Annotated in this window: 24 protein-coding genes and 4 pseudogenes; 8 read left to right on the forward strand and 20 right to left on the reverse strand. The window is 61.5% G+C overall.

Annotated features, from left to right (window positions below; genetic code table 11):
- Positions 1-96: 96 nt before the first annotated feature.
- The 3 genes from AB8Z38_RS35715 to AB8Z38_RS35725 all read left to right on the forward strand — a co-directional run bounded on the left by AB8Z38_RS35715 (position 97) and on the right by AB8Z38_RS35725 (position 3,125).
- Positions 97-1,350: a cation:proton antiporter gene (locus AB8Z38_RS35715; protein WP_369722222.1), complete on the forward strand. Its 1,254-nt coding sequence runs from the start codon at positions 97-99 to the stop codon at positions 1,348-1,350.
- 114 nt (positions 1,351-1,464) lie between these two features.
- A complete protein-coding gene (locus AB8Z38_RS35720) occupies positions 1,465-1,662 on the forward strand; it encodes a DUF3311 domain-containing protein (RefSeq protein ID WP_369722223.1) in 198 nt (65 codons plus the stop codon).
- On the forward strand, positions 1,659-3,125 hold the full coding sequence (locus tag AB8Z38_RS35725; RefSeq protein ID WP_369722225.1) for a sodium:solute symporter: 1,467 nt from the start codon (positions 1,659-1,661) through the stop codon (positions 3,123-3,125). The genes AB8Z38_RS35720 and AB8Z38_RS35725 overlap by 4 nt, the downstream gene beginning before the upstream one ends.
- 569 nt (positions 3,126-3,694) lie before the next feature.
- Here AB8Z38_RS35725 and AB8Z38_RS35730 read toward each other — a convergent pair.
- Positions 3,695-6,078: pseudogene (locus AB8Z38_RS35730) on the reverse strand (membrane-bound PQQ-dependent dehydrogenase, glucose/quinate/shikimate family); the annotation flags it as partial.
- A 235-nt stretch (positions 6,079-6,313) separates the two neighbouring features.
- Here AB8Z38_RS35730 and AB8Z38_RS35735 point away from each other — a divergent pair.
- Both AB8Z38_RS35735 and AB8Z38_RS35740 read left to right on the forward strand, forming a co-directional pair.
- A complete protein-coding gene (locus AB8Z38_RS35735) occupies positions 6,314-6,622 on the forward strand; it encodes a hypothetical protein (protein WP_369722226.1) in 309 nt (102 codons plus the stop codon).
- Between the two features lie 133 nt (positions 6,623-6,755).
- Positions 6,756-6,938 (forward strand): hypothetical protein, encoded by a 183-nt coding sequence (locus AB8Z38_RS35740; RefSeq protein ID WP_369722227.1) that lies wholly within the window; start codon positions 6,756-6,758, stop codon positions 6,936-6,938.
- Positions 6,939-7,051: 113 nt separating this feature from the next.
- Here AB8Z38_RS35740 and AB8Z38_RS35745 read toward each other — a convergent pair whose 3' ends face one another.
- Positions 7,052-7,321, reverse strand: coding sequence for a hypothetical protein (locus AB8Z38_RS35745; protein ID WP_369722228.1), 270 nt, complete (start codon positions 7,319-7,321; stop codon positions 7,052-7,054).
- Positions 7,322-7,603: 282 nt separating this feature from the next.
- On the opposite strand from AB8Z38_RS35745, the gene AB8Z38_RS35750 reads away from it, so the two are divergent.
- A complete protein-coding gene (locus AB8Z38_RS35750) occupies positions 7,604-7,804 on the forward strand; it encodes a hypothetical protein (RefSeq protein ID WP_369722229.1) in 201 nt (66 codons plus the stop codon).
- 185 nt (positions 7,805-7,989) lie between these two features.
- Complete coding sequence (locus AB8Z38_RS35755) at positions 7,990-8,238, forward strand: hypothetical protein (RefSeq protein WP_369722230.1); 249 nt, start codon at positions 7,990-7,992, stop codon at positions 8,236-8,238.
- A 461-nt stretch (positions 8,239-8,699) separates the two neighbouring features.
- Here the strand turns inward: AB8Z38_RS35755 and AB8Z38_RS35760 are convergent, their stop codons facing one another.
- Both AB8Z38_RS35760 and AB8Z38_RS35765 read right to left on the reverse strand, forming a co-directional pair.
- The gene (locus AB8Z38_RS35760; RefSeq protein WP_369722231.1) at positions 8,700-8,927 is read right to left on the reverse strand and encodes a hypothetical protein; all 228 of its coding nucleotides are present in this window, start codon (positions 8,925-8,927) and stop codon (positions 8,700-8,702) included.
- A 45-nt stretch (positions 8,928-8,972) separates the two neighbouring features.
- Positions 8,973-9,548, reverse strand: a complete 576-nt coding sequence (locus AB8Z38_RS35765) for a Crp/Fnr family transcriptional regulator (RefSeq protein ID WP_369722232.1) — start codon at positions 9,546-9,548, stop codon at positions 8,973-8,975.
- A gap of 391 nt (positions 9,549-9,939) precedes the next feature.
- On the opposite strand from AB8Z38_RS35765, the pseudogene AB8Z38_RS35770 reads away from it, so the two are divergent.
- Positions 9,940-10,795: pseudogene (locus AB8Z38_RS35770) on the forward strand (SDR family oxidoreductase).
- Between the two features lie 62 nt (positions 10,796-10,857).
- On the opposite strand, the gene AB8Z38_RS35775 reads toward AB8Z38_RS35770, so the two are convergent.
- The 16 genes and pseudogenes from AB8Z38_RS35775 to AB8Z38_RS35850 form a co-directional block, all read right to left on the reverse strand.
- Complete coding sequence (locus AB8Z38_RS35775) at positions 10,858-11,208, reverse strand: cytochrome c family protein (protein WP_369722233.1); 351 nt, start codon at positions 11,206-11,208, stop codon at positions 10,858-10,860.
- A gap of 56 nt (positions 11,209-11,264) precedes the next feature.
- Positions 11,265-11,897 (reverse strand): cytochrome c, encoded by a 633-nt coding sequence (locus AB8Z38_RS35780; protein ID WP_369722234.1) that lies wholly within the window; start codon positions 11,895-11,897, stop codon positions 11,265-11,267.
- Positions 11,898-12,733 (reverse strand): annotated as a pseudogene (locus AB8Z38_RS35785) (substrate-binding domain-containing protein). It abuts the gene before it with no gap.
- The gene (locus AB8Z38_RS35790; RefSeq protein WP_369722235.1) at positions 12,717-14,525 is read right to left on the reverse strand and encodes a PQQ-dependent dehydrogenase, methanol/ethanol family; all 1,809 of its coding nucleotides are present in this window, start codon (positions 14,523-14,525) and stop codon (positions 12,717-12,719) included. The pseudogene AB8Z38_RS35785 and the gene AB8Z38_RS35790 overlap by 17 nt, the downstream one beginning before the upstream one ends.
- A 142-nt stretch (positions 14,526-14,667) precedes the next feature.
- On the reverse strand, positions 14,668-15,438 hold the full coding sequence (locus AB8Z38_RS35795) for a heme-binding protein (protein WP_369726689.1): 771 nt from the start codon (positions 15,436-15,438) through the stop codon (positions 14,668-14,670).
- Between the two features lie 77 nt (positions 15,439-15,515).
- Positions 15,516-16,448, reverse strand: coding sequence for a cytochrome c oxidase assembly protein (locus AB8Z38_RS35800; protein ID WP_369722236.1), 933 nt, complete (start codon positions 16,446-16,448; stop codon positions 15,516-15,518).
- Positions 16,436-16,789: a hypothetical protein gene (locus AB8Z38_RS35805; protein ID WP_369722237.1), complete on the reverse strand. Its 354-nt coding sequence runs from the start codon at positions 16,787-16,789 to the stop codon at positions 16,436-16,438. Before AB8Z38_RS35805 ends, AB8Z38_RS35800 begins: the two co-directional genes overlap by 13 nt.
- Complete coding sequence (locus tag AB8Z38_RS35810) at positions 16,786-17,385, reverse strand: cytochrome c oxidase subunit 3 (RefSeq protein WP_369722238.1); 600 nt, start codon at positions 17,383-17,385, stop codon at positions 16,786-16,788. Before AB8Z38_RS35810 ends, AB8Z38_RS35805 begins: the two co-directional genes overlap by 4 nt.
- Positions 17,382-19,294: pseudogene (gene ctaD, locus AB8Z38_RS35815) on the reverse strand (cytochrome c oxidase subunit I). The gene AB8Z38_RS35810 and the pseudogene ctaD overlap by 4 nt, the downstream one beginning before the upstream one ends.
- Positions 19,291-19,875 (reverse strand): c-type cytochrome, encoded by a 585-nt coding sequence (locus AB8Z38_RS35820; RefSeq protein WP_369722239.1) that lies wholly within the window; start codon positions 19,873-19,875, stop codon positions 19,291-19,293. The pseudogene ctaD and the gene AB8Z38_RS35820 overlap by 4 nt, the downstream one beginning before the upstream one ends.
- Positions 19,876-19,891: 16 nt before the next feature.
- Positions 19,892-20,224, reverse strand: a complete 333-nt coding sequence (locus tag AB8Z38_RS35825) for a hypothetical protein (protein ID WP_369722240.1) — start codon at positions 20,222-20,224, stop codon at positions 19,892-19,894.
- 164 nt (positions 20,225-20,388) lie between these two features.
- The gene (locus AB8Z38_RS35830; protein WP_369722241.1) at positions 20,389-20,514 is read right to left on the reverse strand and encodes a hypothetical protein; all 126 of its coding nucleotides are present in this window, start codon (positions 20,512-20,514) and stop codon (positions 20,389-20,391) included.
- Positions 20,515-20,629: 115 nt separating this feature from the next.
- Positions 20,630-21,091, reverse strand: a complete 462-nt coding sequence (locus AB8Z38_RS35835) for an inorganic diphosphatase (RefSeq protein ID WP_369722242.1) — start codon at positions 21,089-21,091, stop codon at positions 20,630-20,632.
- Positions 21,092-21,229: 138 nt separating this feature from the next.
- The gene (locus AB8Z38_RS35840; RefSeq protein WP_369722243.1) at positions 21,230-22,504 is read right to left on the reverse strand and encodes a DUF892 family protein; all 1,275 of its coding nucleotides are present in this window, start codon (positions 22,502-22,504) and stop codon (positions 21,230-21,232) included.
- A 92-nt stretch (positions 22,505-22,596) separates the two neighbouring features.
- Positions 22,597-24,219 (reverse strand): alpha-amylase family glycosyl hydrolase, encoded by a 1,623-nt coding sequence (locus AB8Z38_RS35845; protein ID WP_369722244.1) that lies wholly within the window; start codon positions 24,217-24,219, stop codon positions 22,597-22,599.
- Between the two features lie 46 nt (positions 24,220-24,265).
- Positions 24,266-25,330, reverse strand: coding sequence for a UDP-glucuronic acid decarboxylase family protein (locus AB8Z38_RS35850; protein WP_369722245.1), 1,065 nt, complete (start codon positions 25,328-25,330; stop codon positions 24,266-24,268).
- Positions 25,331-25,335 lie beyond the last annotated feature (5 nt).

A 25,335-nucleotide genomic window follows, 5' to 3' on the forward strand; every position in this document is an offset into this window, starting at 1 on the left:
CATCCTGACCGGCCGCAGGACGGCCGGCAGGATCCGGACTGCGGAAGCAACCAGACCTGCAAGTCAGCGCGAGCGGGCCGGTGAACGGGCGAGGGCATGTCGCCACTTTCTTTCATAGCGGTGCTGTTGTGCCTTGCGTCCACGTTCGGACTTCTCAACCGGATGCTTCTGCGGCTTCCCGGCACGATCGGGCTGACGGTGGTCGCGCTCATTGCTTCGCTTGTTGTCATCGCCCTCGGCGCTCTCTTCCCTGCTCTGAATTTGCGACTGGCGCTCCAGGATATTTTGGGTGTCCGGGAGCTGCCGGAGACGCTCTTGAACGGCGTCCTGTGCTTCCTGCTTTTTGCCGGCACCTTGCAGGTCGATGTTTCCGCATTGTGGTCCCGCAAGATCACGGTCTTCCTTCTGGCGACCGCGGGGGTGGTGATTGCGACCGTGTTGTTCGGGGTGGGGATCTACTTCGCCTTCGCCCTCACTGGGGTGCAGATGCCGCTCTCCTGGGCCCTCGTGCTCGGGGCCATCCTCGCGCCAACAGATCCCGTGGCGGTCGGGTCGATACTGTCGCGAGTGGGACTCTCCAAGCATTTGCAGGCGGTGATGGCGGGCGAGAGCCTGTTCAACGACGGCGTGGCGGTGGTCCTGTTTCAGGCGACGCTAGCCTATGCGGTCGGGAAACATCCTACGTTCGGCTCCATCGGCCTTGATTTCCTGCGTGAGATGGGCGGCGGTCTCATCGTCGGCGCTGCGACCGGCTGGATCGGTTATCTGGCGATGAAGCGCATCGACGACTACCCGTTGGAGATCACGATGTCCTTGGCTTTGGCGAGTGGGTCTTACGTGCTCGCCAGCAGTCTCGGCGCCTCCGGTCCGATTGCGGTCGTGCTTGCCGGTCTTTTAATCGGCAGCCGCGGACGACGCGAGGCGATGAGCGAGAAGACGTGCCGCAATCTTGCTCTGTTTTGGTCGGTGGTCGACGAGATCCTGAACTCGCTGCTGTTCTTGTTGATCGGTTTCGAGATGCTTGGGCTGGCTCGTCTCGAACGCTCGACCTTGGTCGTCATGGCACTCGCGATTCCCCTCAGTCTGCTCGTGAGAGCCGCAAGTATCGTCGGCACCGCGTTGTGGCTTCATGCCAGGAATCCGAACCGTTGGCCCGCAATCGCCGTCCTGACCTGGGGCGGGTTGCGCGGAGCCATCTCGGTGGCGCTGGCGCTGAGTATCGGTTCCAGCGAATGGAAAAGTGGACTTTTGGCGATCTGCTACGCCGTGGTCGTATTCTCGATCGTGGTGCAGGGGCTGACATTGGAGCGGGTCGTGCGGTTAAGCCGCTTCAAGGACCAGGTTCGGTGAAGCCTTGCGGAGCCGTACAATCGCAGGCGAGTGAGCGCCCATCTCAGCATTATTACAGGGCGAAGGAACTTTTGCGGAACGGGCAGGTTTTCGCCACAGCAAGAGTGTTCGCCCATGCGCCAAATCCGCTGGCTCGCCGTCGCGCCGTTCCTCGCTCTCGTGGCCGGTCCGTTCTTCGTCAACCGGGTGCACCCGCTTGTCTTCGGCCTGCCGTTCCTGCTGGTCTGGATCGTGGCCTGGATTGTGCTGACGTCGCTCATCATGGCCGTGATCTACGCCGTCGATCCGGCTAACCAGGAGAGCGAGCCGTGAACGGCGCGCTGCCCTTTATCGCGGCTGCGGCGTTGCTGGCTCTCACCCTCGGCTTTCTCGCGCAGCGCGGGAAGGACATGAACCTGGAGCAGTGGACGGTGGGTGGCCGCGGTTTCGGCGCCGTTTTCGTCTTCCTGCTGCTTGCAGGAGAGATCTACACCACCTTCACGTTTCTCGGCGGAAGCGGCTTTGCCTACGGCAAGGGCGCGCCGGCCTATTACATCCTCTGCTATGGCACGCTGGCCTACGTGCTCTCGTATTTCATGCTGCCGCCGATCTGGCGCTACGCCAAGGAGCACCGGCTTTACTCACAGTCGGACTTCTTCGTGCGTAAATATGATAGTCCGGCGCTCGGCATCATCGTGACGCTCGTCGATATTGTGGCGCTGATTCCCTACCTCGTGCTCCAATTCAAGGGGCTCGGAATTATCGTCGAAATCGCCGGTTATGGCGCGATCTCCTCCACGGTTGCGATCTGGACAGGCGCTGTCGTCGTGGCGGGTTACGTCATGGTGTCGGGCGTGCATGGCTCGGCCTGGACCGCGGTGGCCAAGGACATTCTGATTCTCGTCATCGTGGTGTTTCTCGGCCTCTACCTTCCGTCGCACTACTATGGTGGGCTCGGGGCGATGTTTGAGGCCATCGAGCAAGCCAGGCCCGGTTTTACGGTCCTGCCGCCGCATGGGGAAAGCCTGTGGTGGTTCTCCTCCACCGTGCTGCTCACCGCGCTCGGCTTCTACATGTGGCCGCACAGCTTCGGCTCGATCTATACCGCCAGAAACGCGACCGTGATCCGCAAGAACGCGATCGTGCTGCCGCTGTATCAGCTCATCTTGTTGTTCGTGTTCTTCGTCGGCTTCGCCGCCATCCTGCAGGTGCCCGGGCTCACCGGCCCGGACATCGATCTCGCGCTCTTCAAGCTGTCGGTCAAAACATTCGATCCGTGGTTCGTCGGTGTGATCGGGGCCACCGGCGTGCTCACTGCGTTGGTGCCCGGCTCCATGATCCTGATGACCACTGCGACGCTGATTGCCAACAATCTTTACCGCGTGCTCAGCCCGTCCTCCGACGATCGACAGGTCTCGCGGGTGGCAAAGCTTCTGGTGCCTGTGGTGGCGCTCGTGGCGGTGTTCTTCACGCTGAGAGGCGGAGAAACCATCGTGGCTCTCCTGCTGATGGGATACAGTCTGGTCACACAGTTGTTTCCTTCGCTGGTGCTCAGCCTCGGTCAGCGCAACATCGCGACGCGCGAGGGCGCAGCCGCGGGCATCCTCGCCGGTGTCGCCACGGTCGCCATCGTCAGCCTCACCGGCCTCAACTTGCACAAACTATCCTGGCTGCCGACAGAGGTGCAGGACCTCAATATCGGCATCATCGCGCTGGCGGTGAACTTCATCGTGCTGATCGCGGTCAGCCTGGCTATGCGAGCCGCCGCGGCCCCCGCTCAGGCCGCTGCCGAATAGGTGCGCCCCGCCGCTCACCGACAGCCCGGCGCCTTCGAAACTAACCCAGGATAGATATGAGCGTTTTTTTGAACGGCCGGCATTGCCGCGAGCTCTGGCGTGGGCGTGGAGGCTGGGGATTGGGTGGACATAGGAACGTCCGACATTCAGGCTCGTTACTCGCCCGCTTCATGAACGAGACCTGCTGGGGACGCAGCCACGGCAGCCATTTGCGGAGAGCAAAGATGAAGAGCACGGCACCTTTTCTGACGACACTCGCAGTTCTGTTCGCGGCCGCAGCACCGATGCAGGCCCGCGGCGCGGTTGGACCCGCGATGGGAGGTTATTCGGCCGGCGCCGTCTTCGAGGGCGTCGAATTGCCCAGCTATGGCTGGCCCGGCTACGGATATGCGGATGCGTCTTGGCGCGGAGCCTACCGTGAGCCGGTTCAGCCCTTCTCTCCAGTACGCCCACGCTCGCATCGCGGGCACTGGTCGCGGCAGTAAGCGCTGTTCGCGCCAATCGGGAACGGCTCGTCGTGGCTGCCCATCGACACTGTCGTCAACATGGCGACGGTGATCAGACCAGCCGCTGCCGGGCAGTGCATACGCCCGGACATAATCGCCGAGTTTAGTGCCGAACGAGCCGTGACCGCCATCGACGGTCACCACATACTGCTTGCCGCCGGCCTCATACGTCATCGGTGTGGCCTGCCCGCCGGCGGGAAGCCGGTCCTCCCACAATTGCTGGCCGGTGCTGATGTCGAACGCTCGGATGTAATCGTCCATGGTGCCCGTCAGGAATGCGACGCCGCCCGCCGTGATCATCGGACCACCGAGCATCGGCACGCCTAGCTTGAAGGGCAACGGCAGCGGCGCCTCGTCGCGAATTGTCCCGACCCGATGCTGCCAGATGATCTTGTTGGTCTTCAGGTCGATCGCGGCAAGAGTCCCCAGGGCGGCGCCAGACAGGGTATTCCGAGCGGCGACAGGAAGATTCCGAGGTCCACCCCGTAGGGCGTACCATACATTGGCTGCACACCAAGTTCGGTCCCGGGCGGATGCGACGCGGTCGGCGCCGCTGGATTGTCTTTTCCGCGCGGCACCAACCGCGAGATGAATGGGATCGACTGCGGATTGGCGATAGCAATCTGGCGGTGAGGGTCGACGGCGATGCCGCCCCATTCGAACATGCCGAAATCGCCTGGAAACACGATCGTGCCCTGCTCGGAAGGCGGCGTAAACGGGCCTTCATAGCGCAGCCGGCGGAATTTGATCCGGCAGACGAGCTGGTCGAACATCGTGCTGCCCCACATTTGCGCGCCGGTCAGGTTCTCCCGCGGACGAAAACTCAAATCGGAGAACGGCTGTGTCGGCGAGAGTCGGTCGCCAGGGGCCGCACCTTGCGGTACGGGTTGCTCGGGCGCCGGGACCAGCTGATGACCGTCCCGGCGATCAAGCACGAAGATGTTGCCGGTCTTCGCGGGCACGTAGATCGCGGGAGTGACCGCGCCGCCGATGGGCAGATCGACCAGGCTCGGCTGCGAGGGCATATCCATGTCCCAGAGGTCGTGATGCACGTTTTGGAACGACCAGCGTAGCTTGCCCGTGTTGATGTCGAGGGCGACAAGCGCGGAGTCATATCGCTCGTAGTCCGGCTTTCGATTGCCGCCCCAGATATCGGGCGAACTCGAGCCGAGCGGCACGTAGACCAACCCCAAGCCCTCGTCGACCGCCGAGATCGACCATGAATTCGGCGAGCCAGCCGTGAAGTGGTGGGTAGCCGAAGGCATCTCGTTCGGATCGGGATTGCCGGAGTCGAACACCCAGATCAGCTTTCCGGAATAGATGTCGAAGCCGCGGATCACGCCCGAAGGCACGCGATCGGAATAGTTGTCGATTACGGAGCCGCCCATGATCAAGATCTTGTCGGTCACGACGGGAGGCGAGGTGCCCTCGTAGAAGCCGAGCGTCTTGATCTCGCTTCCCTGTTTCAGGTCGATCTGGCCGTGATCGCCAAAGCTCTCACAGGGCTTGCCGCTTTCGGCATCGAGCGCAAACATTCGCCCGTCATCGGTCGGCAGAAAGATGCGCTTGGGGCAGTCCGCCGGCGCGGGTGTTCCGTCCGCGGTGGCCGCGCCCTGCTTCGTCTCGTGATAGGAGACGCCACGGCAGGTCATGTGCTGGAATGTCTTGTTGCGCGCAATCTGCGGATCGAACTTCCAGCGCAGCTTGCCGGTGGCGGCTTCGAGCGCAAACACGATCTGATGCTGCGAGCAGGTGTAAAGCAGGTCTCCGATCTTGAGCGGCGTGGCTTCGTTGGTGATCTCATCGGGGTCATCCGGGCCCTTGCCGTCTCCGGTACGGAACTCCCATGCGAGCTTGAGATTTTTCACATTGCCCGTGTTGATCTCCCGCAGGCTGGAATAGCGTGTGCCAAAGCCGCTGCCACCATAGGCGGTCCAGTCGGATGCGGCGTCGGCCGGCGATGGTGCGCCTGCCGCGGCATTCGCGTTCTCGGCGCCGAGCGCTCCCGCTATCGCTTTGCGATCCGAGCTTAAGGAAACACCAAGTACGACGGCCGCAACAATCAGGACCAATCCCAATCCCGAGGCTGCCGCTCGTCGGCGGCCAGCCAAATGCGAGCTGATGAACGGCAGCAGCAGCCAGATCCCGATCGGGACCAAAACATCGCCCCGCGGGGCCAGCGACCAGAAGTCCAGGCCGACTTCCCAGATGGCCCAGATCAGCGTTGCGAGCAACAGCGCCGCATACAGCCACAACGCCTCGGCCCGCCTTCGGAAGAGGAGCCACGCCACCGCGAGCAGTGCCAGCCCGGCGATGAGATAGTAGAAGGACCCGTGAATCAGGACCAGCCAGATTCCACCGGCGGCAAGTACAAGCCCCATGAGCGCGAGGATGATGGCGGTCGCGACCAACAGCGGCGCCTGCCGCACTGATATACGGCTATGCATTGCCGAACTCCGGAATGATTAGACTGAGCGAAACTGCTGGAGCTCGGCGGAAGTTCCTCTTGACGGGATGGCGTACGTTCCAGCCCGGCAGCTTCGTTCCGCGGCTTCCGGCCTTTCACTCGGGGCCTCGCCAATCTGCCCCAAGACTAACGCCTGTTTCCCCGCGGAATCCCTCGGCTTAGGAACACCTCTGCCGGAATCGCATTGTGAATCCACCTTGAACAGGAGGACAGTGATGCGAAAACTCGTTATTGCCGCTCTTGCGGCAGGCGCGATATCGGCCGTAACCGCAGCACCAGCCGAAGCGCGTTGGCACGGTGGCTGGCATGGAGGATGGGGCGGTCCCGGTCTTGGCTTCGGACTTGCTGCCGGCGCCTTGGCCTTGGGAGCTGTTGCGGCTGCTTCGCCTTACTACTATGGGCCCGGCTACTATCCCGGTCCATACGCCTATTACGGGCCACGTCGCTATGCCTATTACGGTCCGAGCTATTACTACGGGCCACGATATTATCGCTCTTACTATGGGCCATACGGCTACTGGTAACGACAACGGCCCGGTTTGATCCGGGCCTTTTTGTCGGCGACGAGCGATGTGTTCGTCCTTCCGGTTAACTTATGTAGACGTCAGCGGCGCGCCGGCGCGATAGCCTTCTCACGAAGCCACGAGAGGAGTGCCAATGCAGAAACGACGCCGCTTCAAGCAAACAACATCGCTTCAAGACCGCATCGCAAAATTCTCAGAGGACGTCCGCAAGCAAGCTGACAACGCGGCCGATAAGAGTACCAAGGAAGCGCTTCTTAAAAAGCTTTGTGCTGCCGATACCGCCGCCGATCTCGACCGTCAATTGTCCACCGGGTGATGCGGAAAATTCGGCCTTGCCCGAATGCAATCTGTTCCCCGGATCGGCTCAGGCAGCGAGCGTGACGCGCCGCGCGACAATGATCGCCACGATCGTCAGAAAGAACTTGCCCATCACCTCTTGTCGTCCTGAGCGTCCTTCTGGACCGGTTGACGCGGCATGTGGCCAGGCTGTGTCTTCGGAGCAGTCTGTGCACGCTCCTTGTCTTGAGGCTGTTCCTCACCGCGCCCCGCTCGCGTGATGCCCTGATCGGGTGGTTGCGTCATGCTGTCGTTTCTTTCTGACTTCTGACGCGCGCCTTCCGCGGCAAGTCGACCGTCGCCCAGGATTTCTCCGACGAGCTCTTTGGTGGTCCCGGCGATGCTGTCTTTCGGCTTGCTCATGCGGCCTCTTTGAACGCTCTCCGTCGTCAGGCAACGGCAACGGCAACGGGCGGGCCAGGCGGCCGTTCCTCGCAGCCTTTCTGTCAGCCGCCGCCGGATTTGCGACCGTCATTTCATGGAGACGCCGATTGGCGGCGAACTGGTCGGGTACGCGCCCGATGAGCAAGCGATGAGAGCAGGCCTGGCGGCCGCCACCGGCCGCGCTGGGCCGGGCTTTAACATGTGCGAATCCGGAACTTGCCGGTTTCGTGCATAATCGGCCCGACAACGGGGGAAGCCCACATGTTTGATGCCCAAACAGCCGCCTTGTTGCGGACGATCCTCGACGAGGTTTGTGCAGGCATGTCCGGCGACGAAGCCGCTACGAGAGCCCATGTGGCCTCGAAGCTGTTCGAATCCGCCAACCGCGGCGAAATCTCGGTCGAAGGTCTGAAGGCCGTCGCGCGAAAGGCGCTCTCGGACGCCCCGACCATGTGGCGGTAGTGTCAGAGGCGTCGTCGAAGTGGCGCGCAGCTTCCGCAATACGTCAGCGATCGCGGCGCACACGCGCCGCTTTAGCGGTCAGGGGTTCTGGCATTCAGTGGCATTTCCGATATTTGCGTCGGACATAGGAACGAACGCTTGGCCACTGCTTAGGCTCACCGAATGAGCGAGGGAGACGCCCGGTGATGCCGCGCTTCTATTTCGATCTGCGCGACGGTGACGACCTCGCCGTTGATGAAGAAGGGCTGGAGCTGCCCAACATAGGCGCGGTTCAAGCGGAGGCCGCGATATCGCTGGCCGATATGGCCCGGGATGCCGTCCATAGCGCTCCTCTCGTTGGTGGCGGACACCGCATGGCTATCGAGGTTCGGGACGACGCCGGGCCGGTGATGCAAGTCAGGTTTGCCTTCGAGGTCGAAGCACAGAAACAGTAGTCCGCTGGAAGAATTTCACAGATCGGCAGGCGCTCGTGTCAACGAAAACGGACTGCCTCTTCAGGCGCCGTCGGCTTCGGATCTCGTTGGCTGATCCGTTAACCTATGTAGATGCCATCTGAAATGGCGGGCTGTAGGTTTACTGTTGAACAGGCGTGAGAAGTACTGCAATGCAACGACGACGTTTTAAGCAGACGACCTCCCTTCAGGAGCGAATAGCGGAGTTTTCCGAGAGAGTCCGTAAACAGGCAGATGCGGCGACTGATGGAAAAGAGAAGGAAGAGCTTCTCAAGAGACTCCGTTGCGCCGACACTGCGGCGAACCTTGAACGGCAGCTGACGATCGATTCCTGACCGCCTTCTCGCGTTGCTCCGGCTTGCGGAGGTGCCTCGGTGGAACGATATCGCCGCGCACGGCGCGCGCCATCGGCGGCAGCCTGTGTCTTGGCCAATCGGGGGCCTTCACCCAAGCTCTTTCAGGCCAAGTGTTACAGTCATTTCAAACAATGGCCCGTCCTCGGTCCTTACGGTCACGGTCACCTGCGATCCCTTTGAGGCGAACACGTCCCTCGCTATCGAGGTCGCCGTGGCAATAGCTTCCTTCCTCGCAGCTTCGACGCTGGCATGCTCGGCTCCCTCGTCGTCAGACACGGCAAAGAAGTCATCCCGAATATCGAAATAATAGCGCATTTCAGAGCGAGGGATCCAAATGAAGATAGAGCGCGTCGAAGTCGGCTATCTCCTCAATCCAGCTTCGTTCAGCAGCGTGATGCGGCCTCTGTCGAGATCGAGCAGACCTCTGCTGCGCAATTCCTGGACCACACGGTTCATGTGAACCACGCTCGTTCCCACGGCGTCAGCAAGCAGTGCTTGCGTTGCCGGAAAGCTGTAGGACCGGCCGTCCGTGCGTCCAATCGCCGCCAATCTGGTATAGAGCTCGAGTACCAAGTGTGCCACGCGGCTCGTCGCGTCCCGCTGGCCGACATTGCAGATCCACTCGCGGAAAACCGAGGCATCGGTCAGGGTGTCGCGCCAAAGCGCCTGAGCAATATTCGGTCGGCGCTTGATCAGCTCGCGCAGCGGCGCATGCGGGATAAAGCCGAGGACGCTATTTCCCAATGCGCTGACATCGTGATCCATGACGTGAAGAAACAGGCTCTGCAGATCAGGGATGTCGCCTGGCTGGTGGAATGCGAGAACCTGACGGCGCCCGGTCCCGACGATCTTGGATCGCAGCACGAATCCATCGACGACCAGGCAGCACGCCGACGGCCGATCGCCGAAGGATACGATCGGCTCGCCGCTGGCCATCGATTTGACTGATATCGGGAGCGTTCTGATCGCACCCTCGTCCTCCTCGTCGATCTCGGTGCTGACCCTCAATCTCTTCAAGAAGGGCTCTGTAACGTCCGCTTTGGTCATCTCTCGCTCCCGAACGCAGAACCTGATTTCGGGAAAAAAGTTCCCAAGCAAAGTTCCCAAACATGGCTGCCGCCGCCATCCCTACCGATGGGCTCGTCCAGCGCGCGTATGCGTAGCGAGAATTGATGCCGCGATAGGCTGATCGCTATGAACGTCACGCTCGTGGTGGTGTTCCCAGGCCCGCGAGGGCTCGGCCCGACTCTCCTGCAGATCTGCCGCCAGAGAGAAGGAACGCCTTGCGGACAGCACAAGTTAGTCAGCCGAACAGCCGGAGCCTGACATGACCAACTATCCAAAGCCGCCATACCCGCCGCAAAAACAATCGATGCCCGGTTCGACCAAAGCGATGAACCCACGGCCCGACCATGGTGAGGCGACGTACAAGGGCGCCGGCCGTCTCGCCGGCAAGAAGGCAATCATCACGGGCGGGGATAGCGGGATCGGGCGGGCGGTTGCGATTGCCTACGCGCGCGAGGGCGCGGATGTCGCCATAGCCTACCTGGATGAGCACGAGGACGCCGCCGAGGTCAAAGCTCTGGTCGAGCGAGAAGGGCGCAAGGCCGTTCTTATCTCCGGCGATATCCGCGACGCCCAACATTGCCGTAGCGTCGTTCGCCGGACCGTCGACGAACTTGGCGGGCTCGACATCCTGGTCAACAATGCGGCGCACCAGGACACTTTCAAAGACATCGCCGACATCAGCGACGAGGAATGGCAACGGACCTTCGAGACGAATATCCACGCCATGTTCTATTTGACCAAGGCGGCGGTCGCTTGCATGAAGCCGGGAAGCGCCATCATCAACACGGCTTCTGTCAATTCAGACATGCCGAACCCGACCCTGCTTGCCTATGCTACCACCAAAGGCGCGATCCAGAACTTCACCGGTGGACTCGCCCAGATGTTGGCGGAGAAGGGCATTCGGGCCAACGCGGTTGCGCCCGGTCCGATCTGGACCCCTTATTCCGTCTACGATGCCGGAGGAGACGGTCAAGAATTTCGGTCAACAAGTGCCCCTGAAGCGCGCCGGGCAGCCGGCCGAGCTCGCAACGGCCTACGTCATGCTGGCCGATCCTCTTTCGAGCTACACCTCTGGCACGACGGTCGCTGTGACCGGAGGCAAGCCCTTCATCTAGGATCGCGTTTCACGGGGCTGCGCTGGAGCAAGTCGTCCTTGCGTGATGGCTGCCGGAACAGGCTATTTTAGCGTGTAGAGATAGGCGGCAATGTCCCGCGCATCTTTCTGCGGAATGCCCATGCTCGGCATGGCATTGCCCGGCAGGACCTTCTGCGGCTCCTGAATCCAGAACGCCATATTCTCGGGAGAATTTCGCACGAAGCCTGCAATGTAAGTGCGGGTGCCGATACGATGTAGCGGTGGGCCAACATTGCCGTCAGCGCCCGCTATACCGGGAATGTCATGACAACCGCCGCAACCGTATTGGCGGATCAGCTCGGCACCGTGTCGGGCGTCACCGGTGAAATTGACCGGGCCGGCAGCTTTGCCCGGACCGCAAGCGGTGAGCACGGAGCCGAGCAGCAGGATCATCAGAAGACGCGTATCGCGGGGCGCAGAGAAGCAGATCATCGGGCGCTCCGTCTCACTCATGGTTTTTGGCCGAAGCTGAATCCTTTGGTGCTCGACCAGGGATCGCTGGTCGAAACCTGCTCCGACGGGACCTGCTCGACATTTGGCGACAGCGGGCTCGCGGAGAATGTTCGACCCCATTGATGGATCGGCTCGTTGCTGATCTTGCCGATATAGGTCACGAGATCCCAAATCACCGAATCTGGTAGCACCGCGCCCCACGCCGGCATGCCGTTCGGGCGGCCCTGGTAAATGGAGAGATAGATGTTCTCTGGCTGCGAGCCGTAGATGAAAAGACTATTGCTGAGCGCAGGCCCCATCCCGCCGCCACCGTTCGGCGCGTGACACCCGACGCAGTTGAGACTGACGTAATACGTCATGCCGCGTTCGAGTGCCTTCGGGTCTCCCTGTGCAGGATTCTTGATGGCCGGGCTGCTGGGCTGTGCACCCGGGAAGAGGTGGGTGACCGGCACTTGCATGAAAACGCCCGGCCTGCCGTTGCCGACACTCTCGCCAAAATTAGGCCGGGGCGCGAGCGTCGGCGTCTCGGCTTCTTGCGATTGTGGCAGGGTCTGCTGGCCGATGGATGATCCGCTGCCGGCGATGACCACGAGCAGAGCAATGGCAATCCTGAAGGGACGCAGGGGCATCTAATGTCCTCCGGAAGCGGTTTCCGACATCTCCACCAAGGGAACGCCGTAATCACGCAGGAGGGTTGCGATTTCGGCGCGATGGTCGACGATGAATGTATTGAGCTGATCGCGCAGGGCGTGATCACCCTTGCGCACGCCCATCGAAACGGAAAACTGGAATTGCTGGGGTGCAAACCGGTCCCCGTCCCGGATCGGCGTGACGGTCAAAGGCACCGGCGAAAGTTTGGCGAAGTAGCCGGCGAGGGCCCCCATGCGGCGGCAACGTCGATCTCCCGATCTTCGACCGCCTCGAGCAATCGCGCCGGTGGATCTGCCTGGCGATAGTCGCCATAGATCGAGTAGCCACGCACGTTGTCGACAATACCCTGATCGCCGAGTGCCTGCGCCGGCGGCGCATTGTTGCCGTCATCGCCGATCAGGTGCACCCCGATCGTCAACTTGCGCAGCCTTGGATCGAGCAGGGAAGCGACATCGAGATGCTGATCCTGGCGCGACAGGAAAACGTAGGTCGACCGATAATAAGGAATCGTCGGCTCGACCAGATCGTAGGTCGAGGGCACGCCCATCACCACGTCGCATTTGCCGGCTTTCAAGGTGTTTCGGATGAATCCGCGGCGCTGCGCCCACCAGGTGTAGGCGACCTGCTTGCCCAGATGGTCCGCGATCATGGCCGCAAGCCGGTTCTCAAATCCGAGCTCGGCGCTGTTGGAAAACGGCATGTTGTTTGGGTCGGCGCACACCCGAAGCTCGGAAGCAGACGCAGCGATGATACGGCTGGTCAAGAGGACCGTAGTCGCAAGCGCCGCCGTCGCCCCCTTACTGAGCCGGCGCATGATTGTTGTCCTGCGCTGGATTACCCAACCTGAAGACGAGCAGCTCGCTGCCGGCCGCGGTGTAGAACGGCAAATCCTGGGTCGCGCCCGTGAAGCCAAGCGCAGCGTTGCGCACGCGGGGATCGACCTCGGCATTTGCCACGACGCCCGGCCAACCACCGACGCCTGACAGAACGGCGATGTATTGCTGGCCGTCCGAGCCGCGATAGGAAACCGGCTGACCGATAAAGCCGGATCCCGCCCTGAACTGCCAGAGCGGATGTCCATCCTTGGCATCGACGGCTTTGAACAGTCGGTCCATCGTGCCGTAGAACGCGACATCTCCGGCCGTGACCAATGCACCGCTCCAGACCGGAAGCTTCTCGTGAATCTCCCAGACCTTTTTGCGCGCGACCGGGTCCCACGCCATGAACTCGCCACGGTAGCCACCCGGACCCGCGAACATGTCGACTTCAGCACCGACATACGGCGTGCCGGCGATATAGCCGACCTGAGACGCCTTGAAATTCATGCACAGATGTTGATGCGGGACGTAGAGCAATTTGGTTCGGGGAGACCAGGCGCTCGGCTGCCAATCCTTGGCGCCAGGCGCAGAGGGACAGATGTTCTCGATGGTCTTGCCGAGCAGAGGCGTCTTCTCGTCATTGGGAATGATCTTCCCCGTCTTCAGATCGACGCCCTTGTAAGCGTTGACGAACTCGTAGGCGTCCGCGGAAATCACCTCGCCGGTCGCGCGGTCGATCACGTACATGTAGCCGTTGCGCCCCGGGTGGATCAGCGCTTTGCGCGGCTTCCCGTTGATCTCGAGGTCGACAAGGACGTTTTCGTTGATTTCATCGTGGTCAAAAAGATCGTGCGGATTGACCTGATAGGCCCATTTGGCCCGGCCGTTGTCGGGATCCCTTGCGAAGATCGTGGTGCTCCAGAGATTGTCGCCGCTGCGCTGGTTGGCGTTCCACGGACTTGGGTTCGCCGTACCGTAGTAGATCAGTTTCAATTCCGGGTCGTAGGAAATCCAGCCCCACATCGTGCCGCCACCAACCTGCCAGCGATCAGCCGGCCAGCTCTTGACCCCGAGGTCTTGGCCCTTGAGATTGTCGTAGAAAGGCTTGAAATCATCGCCGATCAGGACGTCCTTGTCCGGCCCTGTTGCGTAGGCGCGCCAGACGATGGCGCCGGTGTTTTCGTCCAGCGCCGTCACCCAGCCGCGAACGCCCATCTCACCGCCGCTGTTGCCGACCAGGATCTTTCCGTTGACGATCACCGGCGCCATGGTGATCGTTTCGCCCTTGTTGATCTCCCCAAGTTTGGTGTGCCAGAGCTCCTTGCCGCTGCCCGCATCGATCGCAACCGTGTGGTTGTCGAGCGTGTTGAGAAAGACCTTGCCATTATCGAAGGCAAGTCCGCGATTGACCACGTCGCAGCAGGCAACGCCGGCCGCGGCGGGCTCTGGCTTCGGCGCATACGACCATTTCAACTCGCCTGTCGTCGCGTCGAGCGCGAACACGCGGTTGGGGTAGGGGCCCGCATACGGGCCGACCACATACATCGTGCCGTCGACGACGATAGGCGCGGCCTCCTGTCCGCGATCGGCTCCGATCGAGAATGTCCAGGCAAGCTGCAGGCGAGACGCGTTGCCTGCATTGATCTGATCGAGTTCGCTGTAGCGGGTATTGGCATAATCCCGCGCCGCCATCGGCCATTGTGCGGGATCCTTCATGCGGCTGATCAGATCGGTTTGGGCTGAAGCCGCGGGCAGCAACGTTCCAGTGATCAAGACAAGGCCCAACATTCCGATCAGCGAACGCCTCAAGTCCCGCGCTAACATATGTAAACGTCTCCACGACGGGGTATGGTCCGCGCCTGCCGCAGGCCAACCGCGGACGTACAAAGGTTTCCTCAGCTGTTGGTTCCTAACCTGCCGCCGGGCAAACCTATCTCACGACGTTTCCCGACACCCCGGCACCGAGATCGGTTGCGATCTGGTCTTCCTTGCCGTTGCATTTGGGGTGACCAAAGCCCGATGGGCTTTTGCCGTCTGGCCCGATGTCGTAGATGATGGCGTCCTTCATGTTGGGACTGACGCCTGCCGGAACGTGATCGAGCCCGAGATAATGGCGCGTGCGCCAGGCGACGTTGTGATCCGCGCACGAGCTGTCGCCGCTGACCCCGATCGCGCCGGTAATGCCGTGATCGTCGTAGAGCGCAAGGCCGCCGCCGAACACGATCACGCCGCCCACGGGCTTGCCGACCATCGGATCATGCGCGGTGCCGAAGTCCTCCGGTCGGCCGGAATAGATCACGTCCGGCGACGGCGGATTGCTCAGCCCCGCGCCGAACAGGATTCCGCCGGGTTGGGAGCCCGCATAGAGATTGGCGCTCGCCATCGCCTTGTTCTTCAGGCTGAACGCGTTGGCGGTGTTCGCCTTCTCTGCTGCGATGGCGCGACTGCCGAGCCATTGATCGTCCGCCTTGTCGCCGCTGTAAGCAACCGCGCAGACGACGCCTTCGCGGTTCACGACGGCCGCCCACTCATTGTTGTCAAATCCACCGTTGCTTGGGCCTCCCGACGGCTTGACGCTCTTCTTGAGGACATCGGCCAATTGGTTATGGTCGACCGGGCAGGACATTGGGGAGCTCGGCTGATCCTCCGCCGGCGATGCCGACGGACCGAGACAGCAGATCACCAGGATAAATCCAACCATTGCGCGTCGGTTGCTCATGCATTCTCCCGTCATGACCGTTAACCCCTGCGACGAACGTCGGGCGAAAGCAGCGGTTCCTAGCCGATTCCGGGCATTCGATAGGAGGCGTGAGAGGACGGCGTTTCGCTCATGCTGAGCCAGCGATAGGCGAACACCAGCGCAGCGCCGGTGTAGAGCGCTCCCATGGGCACCCACATCAAGATGCCTGCAAGCTGCTGGTCTTCCAACTTTGACAGACCGAAATCCGCCGCGAGAACGCCTTGGCCGGGAATCCACACCCGTGTCGACAAGGTCAAAAGCGCGCCGAGCACGCCGGAATGCAACACCGTTACAAACAGACATGCGATGCCGATCCCGTCGCGCAGCCGCGCGCTGCGACCCGGACCGCGGCCGTAGAACAGCACCCACCAGAACAGAAGCGCTGTCGAAAAAAAGCTGACATGCTGCAGACGATGGACCGCCACGTTCTCCAGAGCCCATGCGTACAGAGGCGGTGCGTGCCAGATCCAGAGCGCAAGCCCGTGCAATGCCGTTGCGCTGACAGGGTGGCTGAGGAAGCTCCAGGCCGCCGCCAACGGCCCTGTGCTGAAGACGCGACCGACCGGGGCGCGCAGCTTTGAGGGCAGGCTCCACAACATCGGGCCGTTGATCCTGGCCCAGGCCATCAGCGGAGCAGCGACCAGCATCAGCAGTTCATGTTCGACCATGTGCGCGGTGAACAGGCGCTCGCCGATCCAGTGAAGAGGTGACGTGACCGCGAGCGCAACGACCAGCCATCCGGTCCAGAACGCGGCGACCCGACCGTAGCTCACTCCACGCCCACCGCCGGCGCTATGCCAGAGCCGCTGCGTTCCGATGTAAAAGCTGATGCCGACGACATAGAGCGGGCCGAGCAGCCAAGGGTCGTAGCTCCACAACGACGATGGATCGATCACGTCGGACAGGCCGTGCGCGGCAGCGGACGAGGGCAGCCACCCGACAAACAGCAGAACCGCGATCAGCGCAGGCATGAGTTGACCATGGAAGCCGCCATGAGTTGATTTGCGATCACGAGCGCGAACAGGATGCCGCTGCCGACGCCGAGCCAGGCCATGAACGTTCTGGGGCCGCCGCCCTGAGCGTCGGCCCATTCCGATCCGGCACCGCGATAAATCGCCCGCGCTGACAGCAGCGAGCCGGCCAGAGCGACCAGCATCAAAATGGCCCCTACCACCAGGCCGCTGGACGCCGTCTTGTGGCAGGCGAAATGTGTGATGGCGTAAGCGGCCTGCGAATTTGTAGCCCAGGCGACCGGCCCCAGAGCCACGCCGGCCCAATAAAGCAGCTTTGAGTTTTGCTCAGGAGTACTCATAGCCTTGGCACCCAATCGAGCAGGACGTACAGAGGCAGCCATGCCAGGACGACGAAATTCCAGTAGAAAACGTTGTCAGTGACGTCGCTGAACCGGCGCGGCTTTGCGTGGGACGTGAACATCAGCACCGTCAGAACGATCGTGTCGGCGAGGTCGGTCGCCAGATGCGTCGTATGCAGGCCGAGAACGAGCCAGACGATGGAGCCATAGGCCGAATTGTCCCACCTGGTGTTGAGATGCGCGAATTCAGATCCGCGCAAGACCAGCAGCACGATTCCGATCAGCGACATCACGATCAGGCAGGCACGGACCTTCGGCAGATCCTGGCGATGCGCGACACGGCTGGTGTACTGGTTCGGGATGATGCTGAGGAGATACAGCGCGGTCTCGACGCTGCCCGGCCAAAGGTCGGGCGGCGCCGCTCCGATCGGCCAGGTTGGATTCACCGCATACAGATAAAGGTATGCACCGACGGCGATCGCAAAACCCATGCCCTCGAGCGCCATGAAACCCATCGCGCCCCACCACGGCCCGCTCCGTGGGCCGAAACCGTAGGTCGGCAACTCTCCGACGTTCTGAACGATTTGCTGCTTCACTCCTCGTCCTCCCTGCTGCCGGTCGGCCAGAACCAGCCGATCAGGGCGACGGCCATCGGAGGCGTACCCCAGAGCACGGCCCAGGGCGTGAAGATGGAGCCGATGAAGAACACCGTGGTGGCGAGCGCGGTGAGCAGGGGCCAGATGCTTGGCTCCGGCGAAGCTTCGCGGACCTGCGGATCGGCTTCCGCAAGCGATGTCAGCAGCACCTCGCGGTGCTCCACGCTCATACCGGCTACGACCCGCATGCTCTCGGTGTCGGACCACAGCGGCTCGCGATGGTCCACCGCGGGAATACGCTCGAAATTGTAGGACGGCGGCGGTGAAGTCGTTGCCCATTCCAGCGTGGAGGCGCCCCAGGGATTGTTGCCGGCCAGCGCACCTCTGCGCCCACTGACGAACGCGTTTACAATCAGCAGGACGAAACTGAGGCCGAAAAGCGCGGCGCCACTGCTCGACAGCAGATTCAACCGGTCCCAACCCATGTCGGGCGTGTAAGTGTAGACCCTGCGCGGCATGCCCAGCAGTCCGAGAAAGTGCATCGGGAAGAACGCGAGGTTGAAGCCCACGAACGCAAGCCAGAAATTCCACCGCCCCAGCCTCTCGCTCATCAAGCGACCGCTGATCTTCGGGAACCAGTAGTAGACGGCCCCGAGCAGCGGAAACACCGCCCCGCCGATCAGTACGTAGTGGAAGTGAGCCACCACGAAGTAAGTGTCGTGCACCTGGGTATCGATCGGCACCGAGGCCACCATCACGCCTGAAAGGCCGCCGATCACGAAGATCACGATGAAGCCGAGCACGAACAATAGCGGCGTCCGATAAACCGGTCGGCCATCCCACAACGTTGCGAGCCAGCAGAAGATCTGCAAGCCACTCGGAACCGCGATGAGCATGCTGTTGGCCGTGAACAGCGCGGCGCCAAGCTGCGGCAGTCCGGTCACGAACATGTGGTGCACCCACAGCCCGAACGACAGAAAGCCGGTCGCAATCAGGGAAAGGACAATCACGGGATATCCAATCACCGGCCTGCGCGCGAACGTGGCGAGGATCATGGAGGCCATGCCGGTCGCAGGCAGGAAGATGATGTAGACCTCGGGATGTCCGAAAAACCAGAACAAATGCTGCCACAGCAGCACGTGACCGCCGGCCGCCGGATCGAAGAAATGCGTGTTGACGAGCCGGTCGAGGATCAGCGAGGTCGAGGCGATCATGATGGACGGCATCGCAAACATCACGAGAAAGGAGGTCACCAGCATCGACCAGACGAAGATCGGGATGCGATCGAGCGTCATGCCGGGTGCGCGCAGCTTGAACACGGTGACGACGATCTCTACGGCGACAGCAAGCGCGGCGACTTCCGTAAACGTGATCATCTGCGCCCAGACGTCGGCGCGTTTGCTGGGCGTGAACTGGAGGCTCGAAAGGGGGCGTAGGCGAACCAGCCGACATCAGGGCCGACATTGAAAAGAAAGGAAATCCACAAAAAGAGTCCGCCGAACAAGAACATCCAGTAGCTGAAGGCATTGAGGCGCGGAAATGCGATATTCCGCGTACCCACCATCAACGGCACGAAATAGACAGCGAACGCCTCCATCACGGGAACGGCGAACAGGAACATCATGGTCGAGCCGTGCATCGTAAAGACCTGGTTGTAGAGGTCTGCCGACAGAACGTGTTTCTCTGCGCCGGCGAGCTGAGCGCGCATGAGGAGCGCGAGAATGCCGCCCAGAAACAGGAATAGAAACGCCGTGAGGATGTAGCGCCGGCCGATGACCTTGTGATCGACCGATGCAAGCGCGCCGATCAAGCCAGACGGGGTTCGCCAGATCCTGTCGAGCCGCGTCGCGAGTTGCAGCCCGTCCAGAGCGTCGTCGCGCAATTCGCTGTGCTGGGCGACCAGAGTCACTTGAGCTGCTCCAGATAATGGTGGATCGCGATGAGTTCATCTGACTGCAACGGCATCTGCGGCATGAGATTGCCGGGCTTGATGTGTTGGGGGTCGGCGAGCCACGCGCCCAGGGTCGCTGAATTGAGCGGCAACGTACCCGCGGCGATTGTGGTGCGGCTGCCGATATGCGTCAGGTCTGGACCGAGCTGGCCGCCGGCAAGGGTGCCGCGGATGGCGTGACAGAGCGCGCAGCCGCGAGCGCGAAACAGCTGTTCGCCCTGTTTTGCCAGCGGGTCGCTCGGGCTGACTGCGCTCTGGTTCTCGTGATCGCGCCAGCGCTTGAACTCGTCTTGCGGCAGCGCGATCACCGCGAACGCCATGTGCGCGTGCTGCAGTCCGCAAAACTCGGCGCATTGGCCGCGATAGACGCCAGGCGTCTTCGCCGTAAACTGGATCTCGTTCTGCTGGCCTGTGATCAGGTCCATTTTTCCCGTGAGACTTGGGATCCAGAAACTGTGGATGACGTCGGCCGATTCCAGCTGCACTTTCACGGGCTGCTCGACCGGGATCCGAATCTCGTTGGCCGTGATGAAACTCAAATGCGGGCTATCCGCCTCATAGCTGACTTCCCCACCACCATTGATGCCCGGTGATCTTCAGGGTGAGTGCGTTGGGGTCCTTCGCGAACACGCTGCGTTGTCCGGCGTAGCTGACCAGGGACAGCGCAAGCACGATGATGATCGTTGCGATGCCGAGTCCAAGGACAATTTGGCCGGCGCGTTTTTCAAACGGCGGATCGAGTGCAAGTGGGTCTCGGGACAGTGTGCGCTGGCGCCACAGCCCCGCGGCGAGAACCGCCACAACGGCAATCCAGACGACCGCTGCGACGGCCAGGAAGCCGACAAACGTACGGAAAATGTCTCCGGATTGCAGCGCGTGAGGGTCCAACGCAGATTGCCGCCCGGCACAGGCGCAGAGGGGCCAAACCGCAAAAAATACAAGACCCGATCTCATCCAAGCTGGCATGGGTGGTACAGACGCTCCGCCTCCTCGGAACCTGCAGCAGGTACAAAGGTTCCTATCTACGACCGCGTGGCGTGGTTGCCGCGAAGCTAGAGCGGCGGCCATCCCTTGACCGCGATGATGATCGCCGCATCGCCGGCTGCGAAGAGCAGGAGGACGAGGCCGGTAGCGATCAGCGCCCCTGGCTGAGCGAGTGCACGCAGATCTTCGAACATGACGTCGTGGTTTCCATAAGCCGCCCTGAAGAATGGCTTTAGGAAAGAGTGGTTCCAATTGCTTGAGGCAGAAGCGGGGTTTTCAATCTGCCGATGCGGCGTCATTCCCTAAGGCTTACCGGGACAGCCGGCGAATGGTTTTGATCGCACGGTTTGGACCGTGCCAGCCCAGGAAGCTGAGCTCCTTGTTCTCCAATACATTGGTTGCGCGAAAGAACTGCTCAAGCTCTTCGCGGCCATGCGATGGCAGATCCCGAACATCCCGGAGATCGGCTTCGAGGGATGAACGGTCGGGCACCGCGAAGACGCGGTCATTCCTTTCCACGCGGCCTTGGCTCTTCTGCTCGACCTCGAGTATTCCGATCGGCCTGCATTTGAGAACCACGCCGGGATACGTCCTGGCGTCGTGAATAATCAGGACGTCGAGAGGATCCCCATCTTCCGCCTTGGTGGATGGAATGAAGCCCCAATCATAGGGGTAGGTGAGCCCCGCCATGAGCGGCTTCGCCAATGTAAACGCACCGAGCTTGGGATCGAAATCAAGCTTGCACGAGCTTCCACGCGGCGTCTCGACCACCGCGTGGAGATATTTCTTGTCAGCCCAGCTGGGCAAGCTCAAGAGATCCGTCATTGAATGGACCCCGCGAGGGACCGAAGTCGGCGCGAAAACTGCGCCGACCTCATCATTAGCTTTCGGTTTCGCCGTCGCTTCGTCCTAGGATTCGGCCTGTTCCAAAGTGGCGGGCATCTTGGCGACGGACATCAGCGATCGCGCAACCTGATTGAGCAGGACGTCGGCATTCTCTTCCTCGGCGAGCGACTTGGAAAGCAATGCCACAATCGCACTGTGTCGGAGTTGCTGTGCGAGGTTGCGGGCGGTGGTGTAGCCGGCCATCTCATAGTGCTCGATCCGCTGGGCGGCAGCGATCAGCGCGAGGTCGGCGGCCGCGTCTTCCTTTTTCTCGCTCTCCTCCATGACCTCCTTGCCTTCCTCGACGAGGCCCATCATGCCCTTGCAGGGTTTGGCGCGGGCGGTCTCGCCCAGAAGCGCGAAACATTGATTGATACGCTCGATCTGCTCTTCCGTTTCGGCCAGATGCTGCTCGAAAATCTCCCGTAACTGGTCAAACCGAGCAGTTTGGGCCATCTTCGGCAGAGCCTTGGTCAGCTGCTTCTCCGCGTGCAGGATGTCCCTCAGCTCATGCAAGAGGAGCTCGGTCAAGCCTGCCTCGTCGACCGGTGGTGAGCTTTCCGTGACGATCGGGGTCGCGGCGCCGGGCTCCGCACTCTGCAATGCGGGCGATTCGGTGAAGACCCATTCGCCACCTTCGTTCCACGGACCGCGCGTGTCGATCTCGCCATGGTCGCCCGTTCCGGTGGAGTCGTTGAAGAACTGATTGACCAGACCCGGTGTCGGTGCAATCCGGCCGACGCTGAATGCCGGCTTGGCCAGGCTCTCGAGCGCAGCCGCGAACGCCTTCATGTGCGTGATTTCACGCGTCATCAGAAACTGCAACGCATCCTTGGAACCGGCGTCATCGCAGAAATTGATCAGCCGTTCATAGACGATCTTGGCACGCGCTTCGGCCGCGATGTTGCTTCGCAGGTCGACGTCGAGTTCGCCGGTGATCTTCAGATAGTCGGCAGTCCAGGGATTTCCTTGCGAGTTGAACAGATTGACCCCGCCGCCGCCGGCGATTGCGATGAGCGGATCCGTCTCCGCGGCCTGGCGGTCGAACTTGGACGGCGCCAGATGCATTCGCGCGAGACTGCCGACAACTTCCAAATGGCTCAATTCTTCCGTGCCGATGTCCATCAGCAGGTCCTTGCGATCGGGGTCTTCGCAATTGAGGCCTTGAATGGAATACTGCATTGCGGCGGCGAGTTCGCCGTTGGCGCCGCCGAACTGCTCGAGCAACATATTGCCAAAGCGCGGATCGGGTTCATCGACGCGAACGGTGAACATGAGCTTCTTGACGTGGTGATACATGGGAATTTCCGGGGCACGAGGAGTGGACGGCGCGACAACGGGGCCTCCAACCCTTCGTTCCTACAACGCGTCGTTGTTGTGAGGCTCCGCTCCTATTGGGCGGTTGCGGCGCCCGCTGGACCCCCTGGCCTCTCAAGTTCGATGATGACACCTTCATTGGCCCGGAGCAGGACCGACGCCGGTTCGACAGTTGGTGGGGACCGGTCCGGGTGCGTCGACAGCAGCACATTCCCGCGACAGTCCCCTTCAAACCTGCGAGGCTCGGCCGCGATGTTGAGGACAATAAGCAGCTCGCTTTGGTCCAGAGAACGCTTGAACGCTAGAATGTTGTGGCGGGCGCGGACGGGGTGATACTCGCCGCGCTGCAGGGCCCGGTGTTTTCGCCGCACCGCGATGAGGCTCCGGAACAGATGCAGGATAGAGCGTTCGTCGCGTCGTTGCTGCTCGATATTGCGGGCACCGTCTTTCTCCAATGGTAGCCAGGGCGTGCCGGTCGTGAAGCCGCCCGCTGGGCTATCGTCCCACCGCATCGGGGCTCGCTCGGGATCGCGGCAGAGACCGTAGCCTTTGACGAGCTTCTCGAAAGGATCATCAATCCGATCATCGGGGATGTGAACGCGTTCGCGGCCGATCTCGTCGCCCATGAAAAAGAAAGGCGTACCTTTCAGCGTCATCAGCAGCATCGCCAGCGTGCGCATCGCCGCTTGTCCGATCGAGCTTGCGATGCGTTGCTTATCGTGACCACCGATGACCCAGACCGGCCAGCCGCCCTTGGGCAGAGCATTCATGTAAGCGTCGATCGCCGCCTGCAGCGCGAGCACGTCCCAATCGCAGTCGAGCAGCGCGAAGTTGAGCGGGAGATGAAGACGTGGCCGCTCGGTTCCGTAGAAATGACCGATGCGGTCCGTCTTGCCCTGAACTTCCCCGCAGAGCAGCCTGCTGTCGTAGCGATCGATCGTCTCGCGAATGAACTCGATGCATTGCATCGTTTCCGGCCGATCGTCGGTGAAGACCGGCGTGAATCGCTGCGGCGGCGGCTTGTCTTCGGCCTGTGGGGCGGGCGGATTGTCGCGAAGGAGGTGATCCTTGATCAAGACGGCGCTGGCGTCGACGCGGAAACCATCGATGCCGCGATCCAGCCAGAACCGCATGACGTCTGCAATGGCCGCCCGGAGGTCGGGATTTCGCCAGTTCAGGTCGGGTTGCTCGACCAGGAATGAATGGTAATAGTATTGGCCTCGGGCGTCACACCATTGCCACGCGCTGCCACCGAAGCGGCTGAGCCAGTTGTTGGGCGGACCGCCTGTCTCGGCCGGTTCGGTCCAGATGTACCAATCGGCCTTTGGATTGTCGCGGGAGGCACGGCTCTCAACGAACCACTCGTGATCACAGGACGTGTGGTTGGGCACGAGATCGAGAATGAGCTTGATGTTCAATTCGTGCAACCTGGCGATCAGCCGATCCATGTCGTCAAGGCTGCCGAACGTGCGGTCGACCGAGCGGAAGTCGGAAATGTCGTAGCCGAAGTCGCGGAATGGGCTGTTGTAGATCGGCGTAAGCCAGAGGGCATCGACGCCGAGCCAGGCGAGGTACTCAATGCGAGAGAAAAGGCCGGGCAGATCTCCCCTGCCGTCTCCATTGGAGTCTTGAAAGGAAATGGGCGCCAGTTCATAAATGACCGCGGACTTCCACCACTCGTCTGTGACTTCGTTCATGAAGAAGCTTTGTCGCGTGATCTGGTCCTATACGTGTCTCGTCTCATTAGCGCTGATCTGCGATCGTCAGTCTGCCGCGTGCCATCCGCCCGGTCTTTCGGGTTGCGATTGCCGGCACTAGTGCCGGCGCGTCGGTTGCGATGCGAAGGGCAAAATAGGCGATCGTCGCCTGAAGGCCCTCTTTCAGCGGCACGCGCGGACGCCAGCCCAATGCCCGTTCGGCCGTTTTAATGACAGGCTTGCGCCGCTTGGGATCATCCTTGGGCAGCGCCTCGGAAGCGGAGCGGGGGTCAGAATGGGTGTATGACAGAACCTCGCGGGCAATTGCCTCGATCGTGACCTCGTGCGGGTTTCCGAGATTGCACGGACCGGTGACGGAGGCGTGGCTCTCCATCAACAGCTGTAGTCCGCGCACGAGGTCTTCGATAAAGCAAAAACTCCTGGTCTGAGTTCCGCGTCCATAGATCGTGATGGGGTCTCCTCGCAGCGCCTGCACGATGAAGTTCGAGACCACCCGGCCGTCGTTTTCGAGCATGCGCGGTCCATAGGTATTGAAGATGCGGGCGATCTTGATCTCGACGCCGTACATCCGGTGGTAGTCGAACATCAAGGTCTCTGCGGCCCGTTTGCCCTCGTCATAGCAAGCGCGCGGGCCGATCGGATTGACGTTGCCGAGATAGGACTCGGGCTGGGGATGAATTTCGGGATCGCCATAGACCTCGCTGGTCGATGCCTGGAGCACGCGAGCCCCCTTCTTGAGCGCGAGTTCCAGAATGTTGAGAGTCCCCATCACGCACGTCTTCATCGTGCCGATCGGATCCTTCTGATAATGCCGCGGTGACGCCGGGCAGGCCAGGCTGTAGATCCGGCTGACGTCTTCGTCGACGTCAAGCGGGTCGCGCACGTCATGTTCGATGAAGCGAAAATTCGGATGGTTGAGCAGAGGCCTGATGTTGTCAGTCGTGCCGGTAAACAGGTTGTCGACACAGATCACCGTGTTGCCATGCTGCAGCAAGGCGTCGCAGAGATGCGATCCGATAAAGCCGGCCCCTCCGGCAATCAAGACCGCGGAGGAGCTACGGGGCGCATTGATGCGGGTCTGGAACGTCATGGCAC

Origin of the sequence: Bradyrhizobium sp. LLZ17 (genome assembly GCF_041200145.1) — a bacterium.
In the GTDB taxonomy this organism is placed as follows: domain Bacteria; phylum Pseudomonadota; class Alphaproteobacteria; order Rhizobiales; family Xanthobacteraceae; genus Bradyrhizobium.

What these genes read in the sequence shown, in the direction of transcription:
- AB8Z38_RS35800 (WP_369722236.1), bottom strand. Translation starts at nt 16,448, where the DNA reads ATGCCTGCGCTGATCGCGGTTCTGCTGTTTGTCGGGTGGCTGCCCTCG.
- AB8Z38_RS35795 (WP_369726689.1), bottom strand. Translation starts at nt 15,438, where the DNA reads ATGGTTGGATTTATCCTGGTGATCTGCTGTCTCGGTCCGTCGGCATCG.
- AB8Z38_RS35765 (WP_369722232.1), bottom strand. Translation starts at nt 9,548, where the DNA reads ATGGCCAGCGGCGAGCCGATCGTATCCTTCGGCGATCGGCCGTCGGCG.
- AB8Z38_RS35715 (WP_369722222.1), top strand. Translation starts at nt 97, where the DNA reads ATGTCGCCACTTTCTTTCATAGCGGTGCTGTTGTGCCTTGCGTCCACG.
- AB8Z38_RS35740 (WP_369722227.1), top strand. Translation starts at nt 6,756, where the DNA reads ATGCAGAAACGACGCCGCTTCAAGCAAACAACATCGCTTCAAGACCGC.
- AB8Z38_RS35745 (WP_369722228.1), bottom strand. Translation starts at nt 7,321, where the DNA reads ATGAGCAAGCCGAAAGACAGCATCGCCGGGACCACCAAAGAGCTCGTC.
- AB8Z38_RS35775 (WP_369722233.1), bottom strand. Translation starts at nt 11,208, where the DNA reads ATGATCCTGCTGCTCGGCTCCGTGCTCACCGCTTGCGGTCCGGGCAAA.
- AB8Z38_RS35850 (WP_369722245.1), bottom strand. Translation starts at nt 25,330, where the DNA reads ATGACGTTCCAGACCCGCATCAATGCGCCCCGTAGCTCCTCCGCGGTC.
- AB8Z38_RS35760 (WP_369722231.1), bottom strand. Translation starts at nt 8,927, where the DNA reads ATGCGCTATTATTTCGATATTCGGGATGACTTCTTTGCCGTGTCTGAC.
- AB8Z38_RS35805 (WP_369722237.1), bottom strand. Translation starts at nt 16,789, where the DNA reads ATGAGTACTCCTGAGCAAAACTCAAAGCTGCTTTATTGGGCCGGCGTG.
- AB8Z38_RS35750 (WP_369722229.1), top strand. Translation starts at nt 7,604, where the DNA reads ATGTTTGATGCCCAAACAGCCGCCTTGTTGCGGACGATCCTCGACGAG.
- AB8Z38_RS35780 (WP_369722234.1), bottom strand. Translation starts at nt 11,897, where the DNA reads ATGCCCCTGCGTCCCTTCAGGATTGCCATTGCTCTGCTCGTGGTCATC.
- AB8Z38_RS35830 (WP_369722241.1), bottom strand. Translation starts at nt 20,514, where the DNA reads ATGTTCGAAGATCTGCGTGCACTCGCTCAGCCAGGGGCGCTGATCGCT.
- AB8Z38_RS35735 (WP_369722226.1), top strand. Translation starts at nt 6,314, where the DNA reads ATGCGAAAACTCGTTATTGCCGCTCTTGCGGCAGGCGCGATATCGGCC.
- AB8Z38_RS35790 (WP_369722235.1), bottom strand. Translation starts at nt 14,525, where the DNA reads ATGTTGGGCCTTGTCTTGATCACTGGAACGTTGCTGCCCGCGGCTTCA.
- AB8Z38_RS35755 (WP_369722230.1), top strand. Translation starts at nt 7,990, where the DNA reads ATGCCGCGCTTCTATTTCGATCTGCGCGACGGTGACGACCTCGCCGTT.
- AB8Z38_RS35720 (WP_369722223.1), top strand. Translation starts at nt 1,465, where the DNA reads ATGCGCCAAATCCGCTGGCTCGCCGTCGCGCCGTTCCTCGCTCTCGTG.
- AB8Z38_RS35840 (WP_369722243.1), bottom strand. Translation starts at nt 22,504, where the DNA reads ATGTATCACCACGTCAAGAAGCTCATGTTCACCGTTCGCGTCGATGAA.
- AB8Z38_RS35845 (WP_369722244.1), bottom strand. Translation starts at nt 24,219, where the DNA reads ATGAACGAAGTCACAGACGAGTGGTGGAAGTCCGCGGTCATTTATGAA.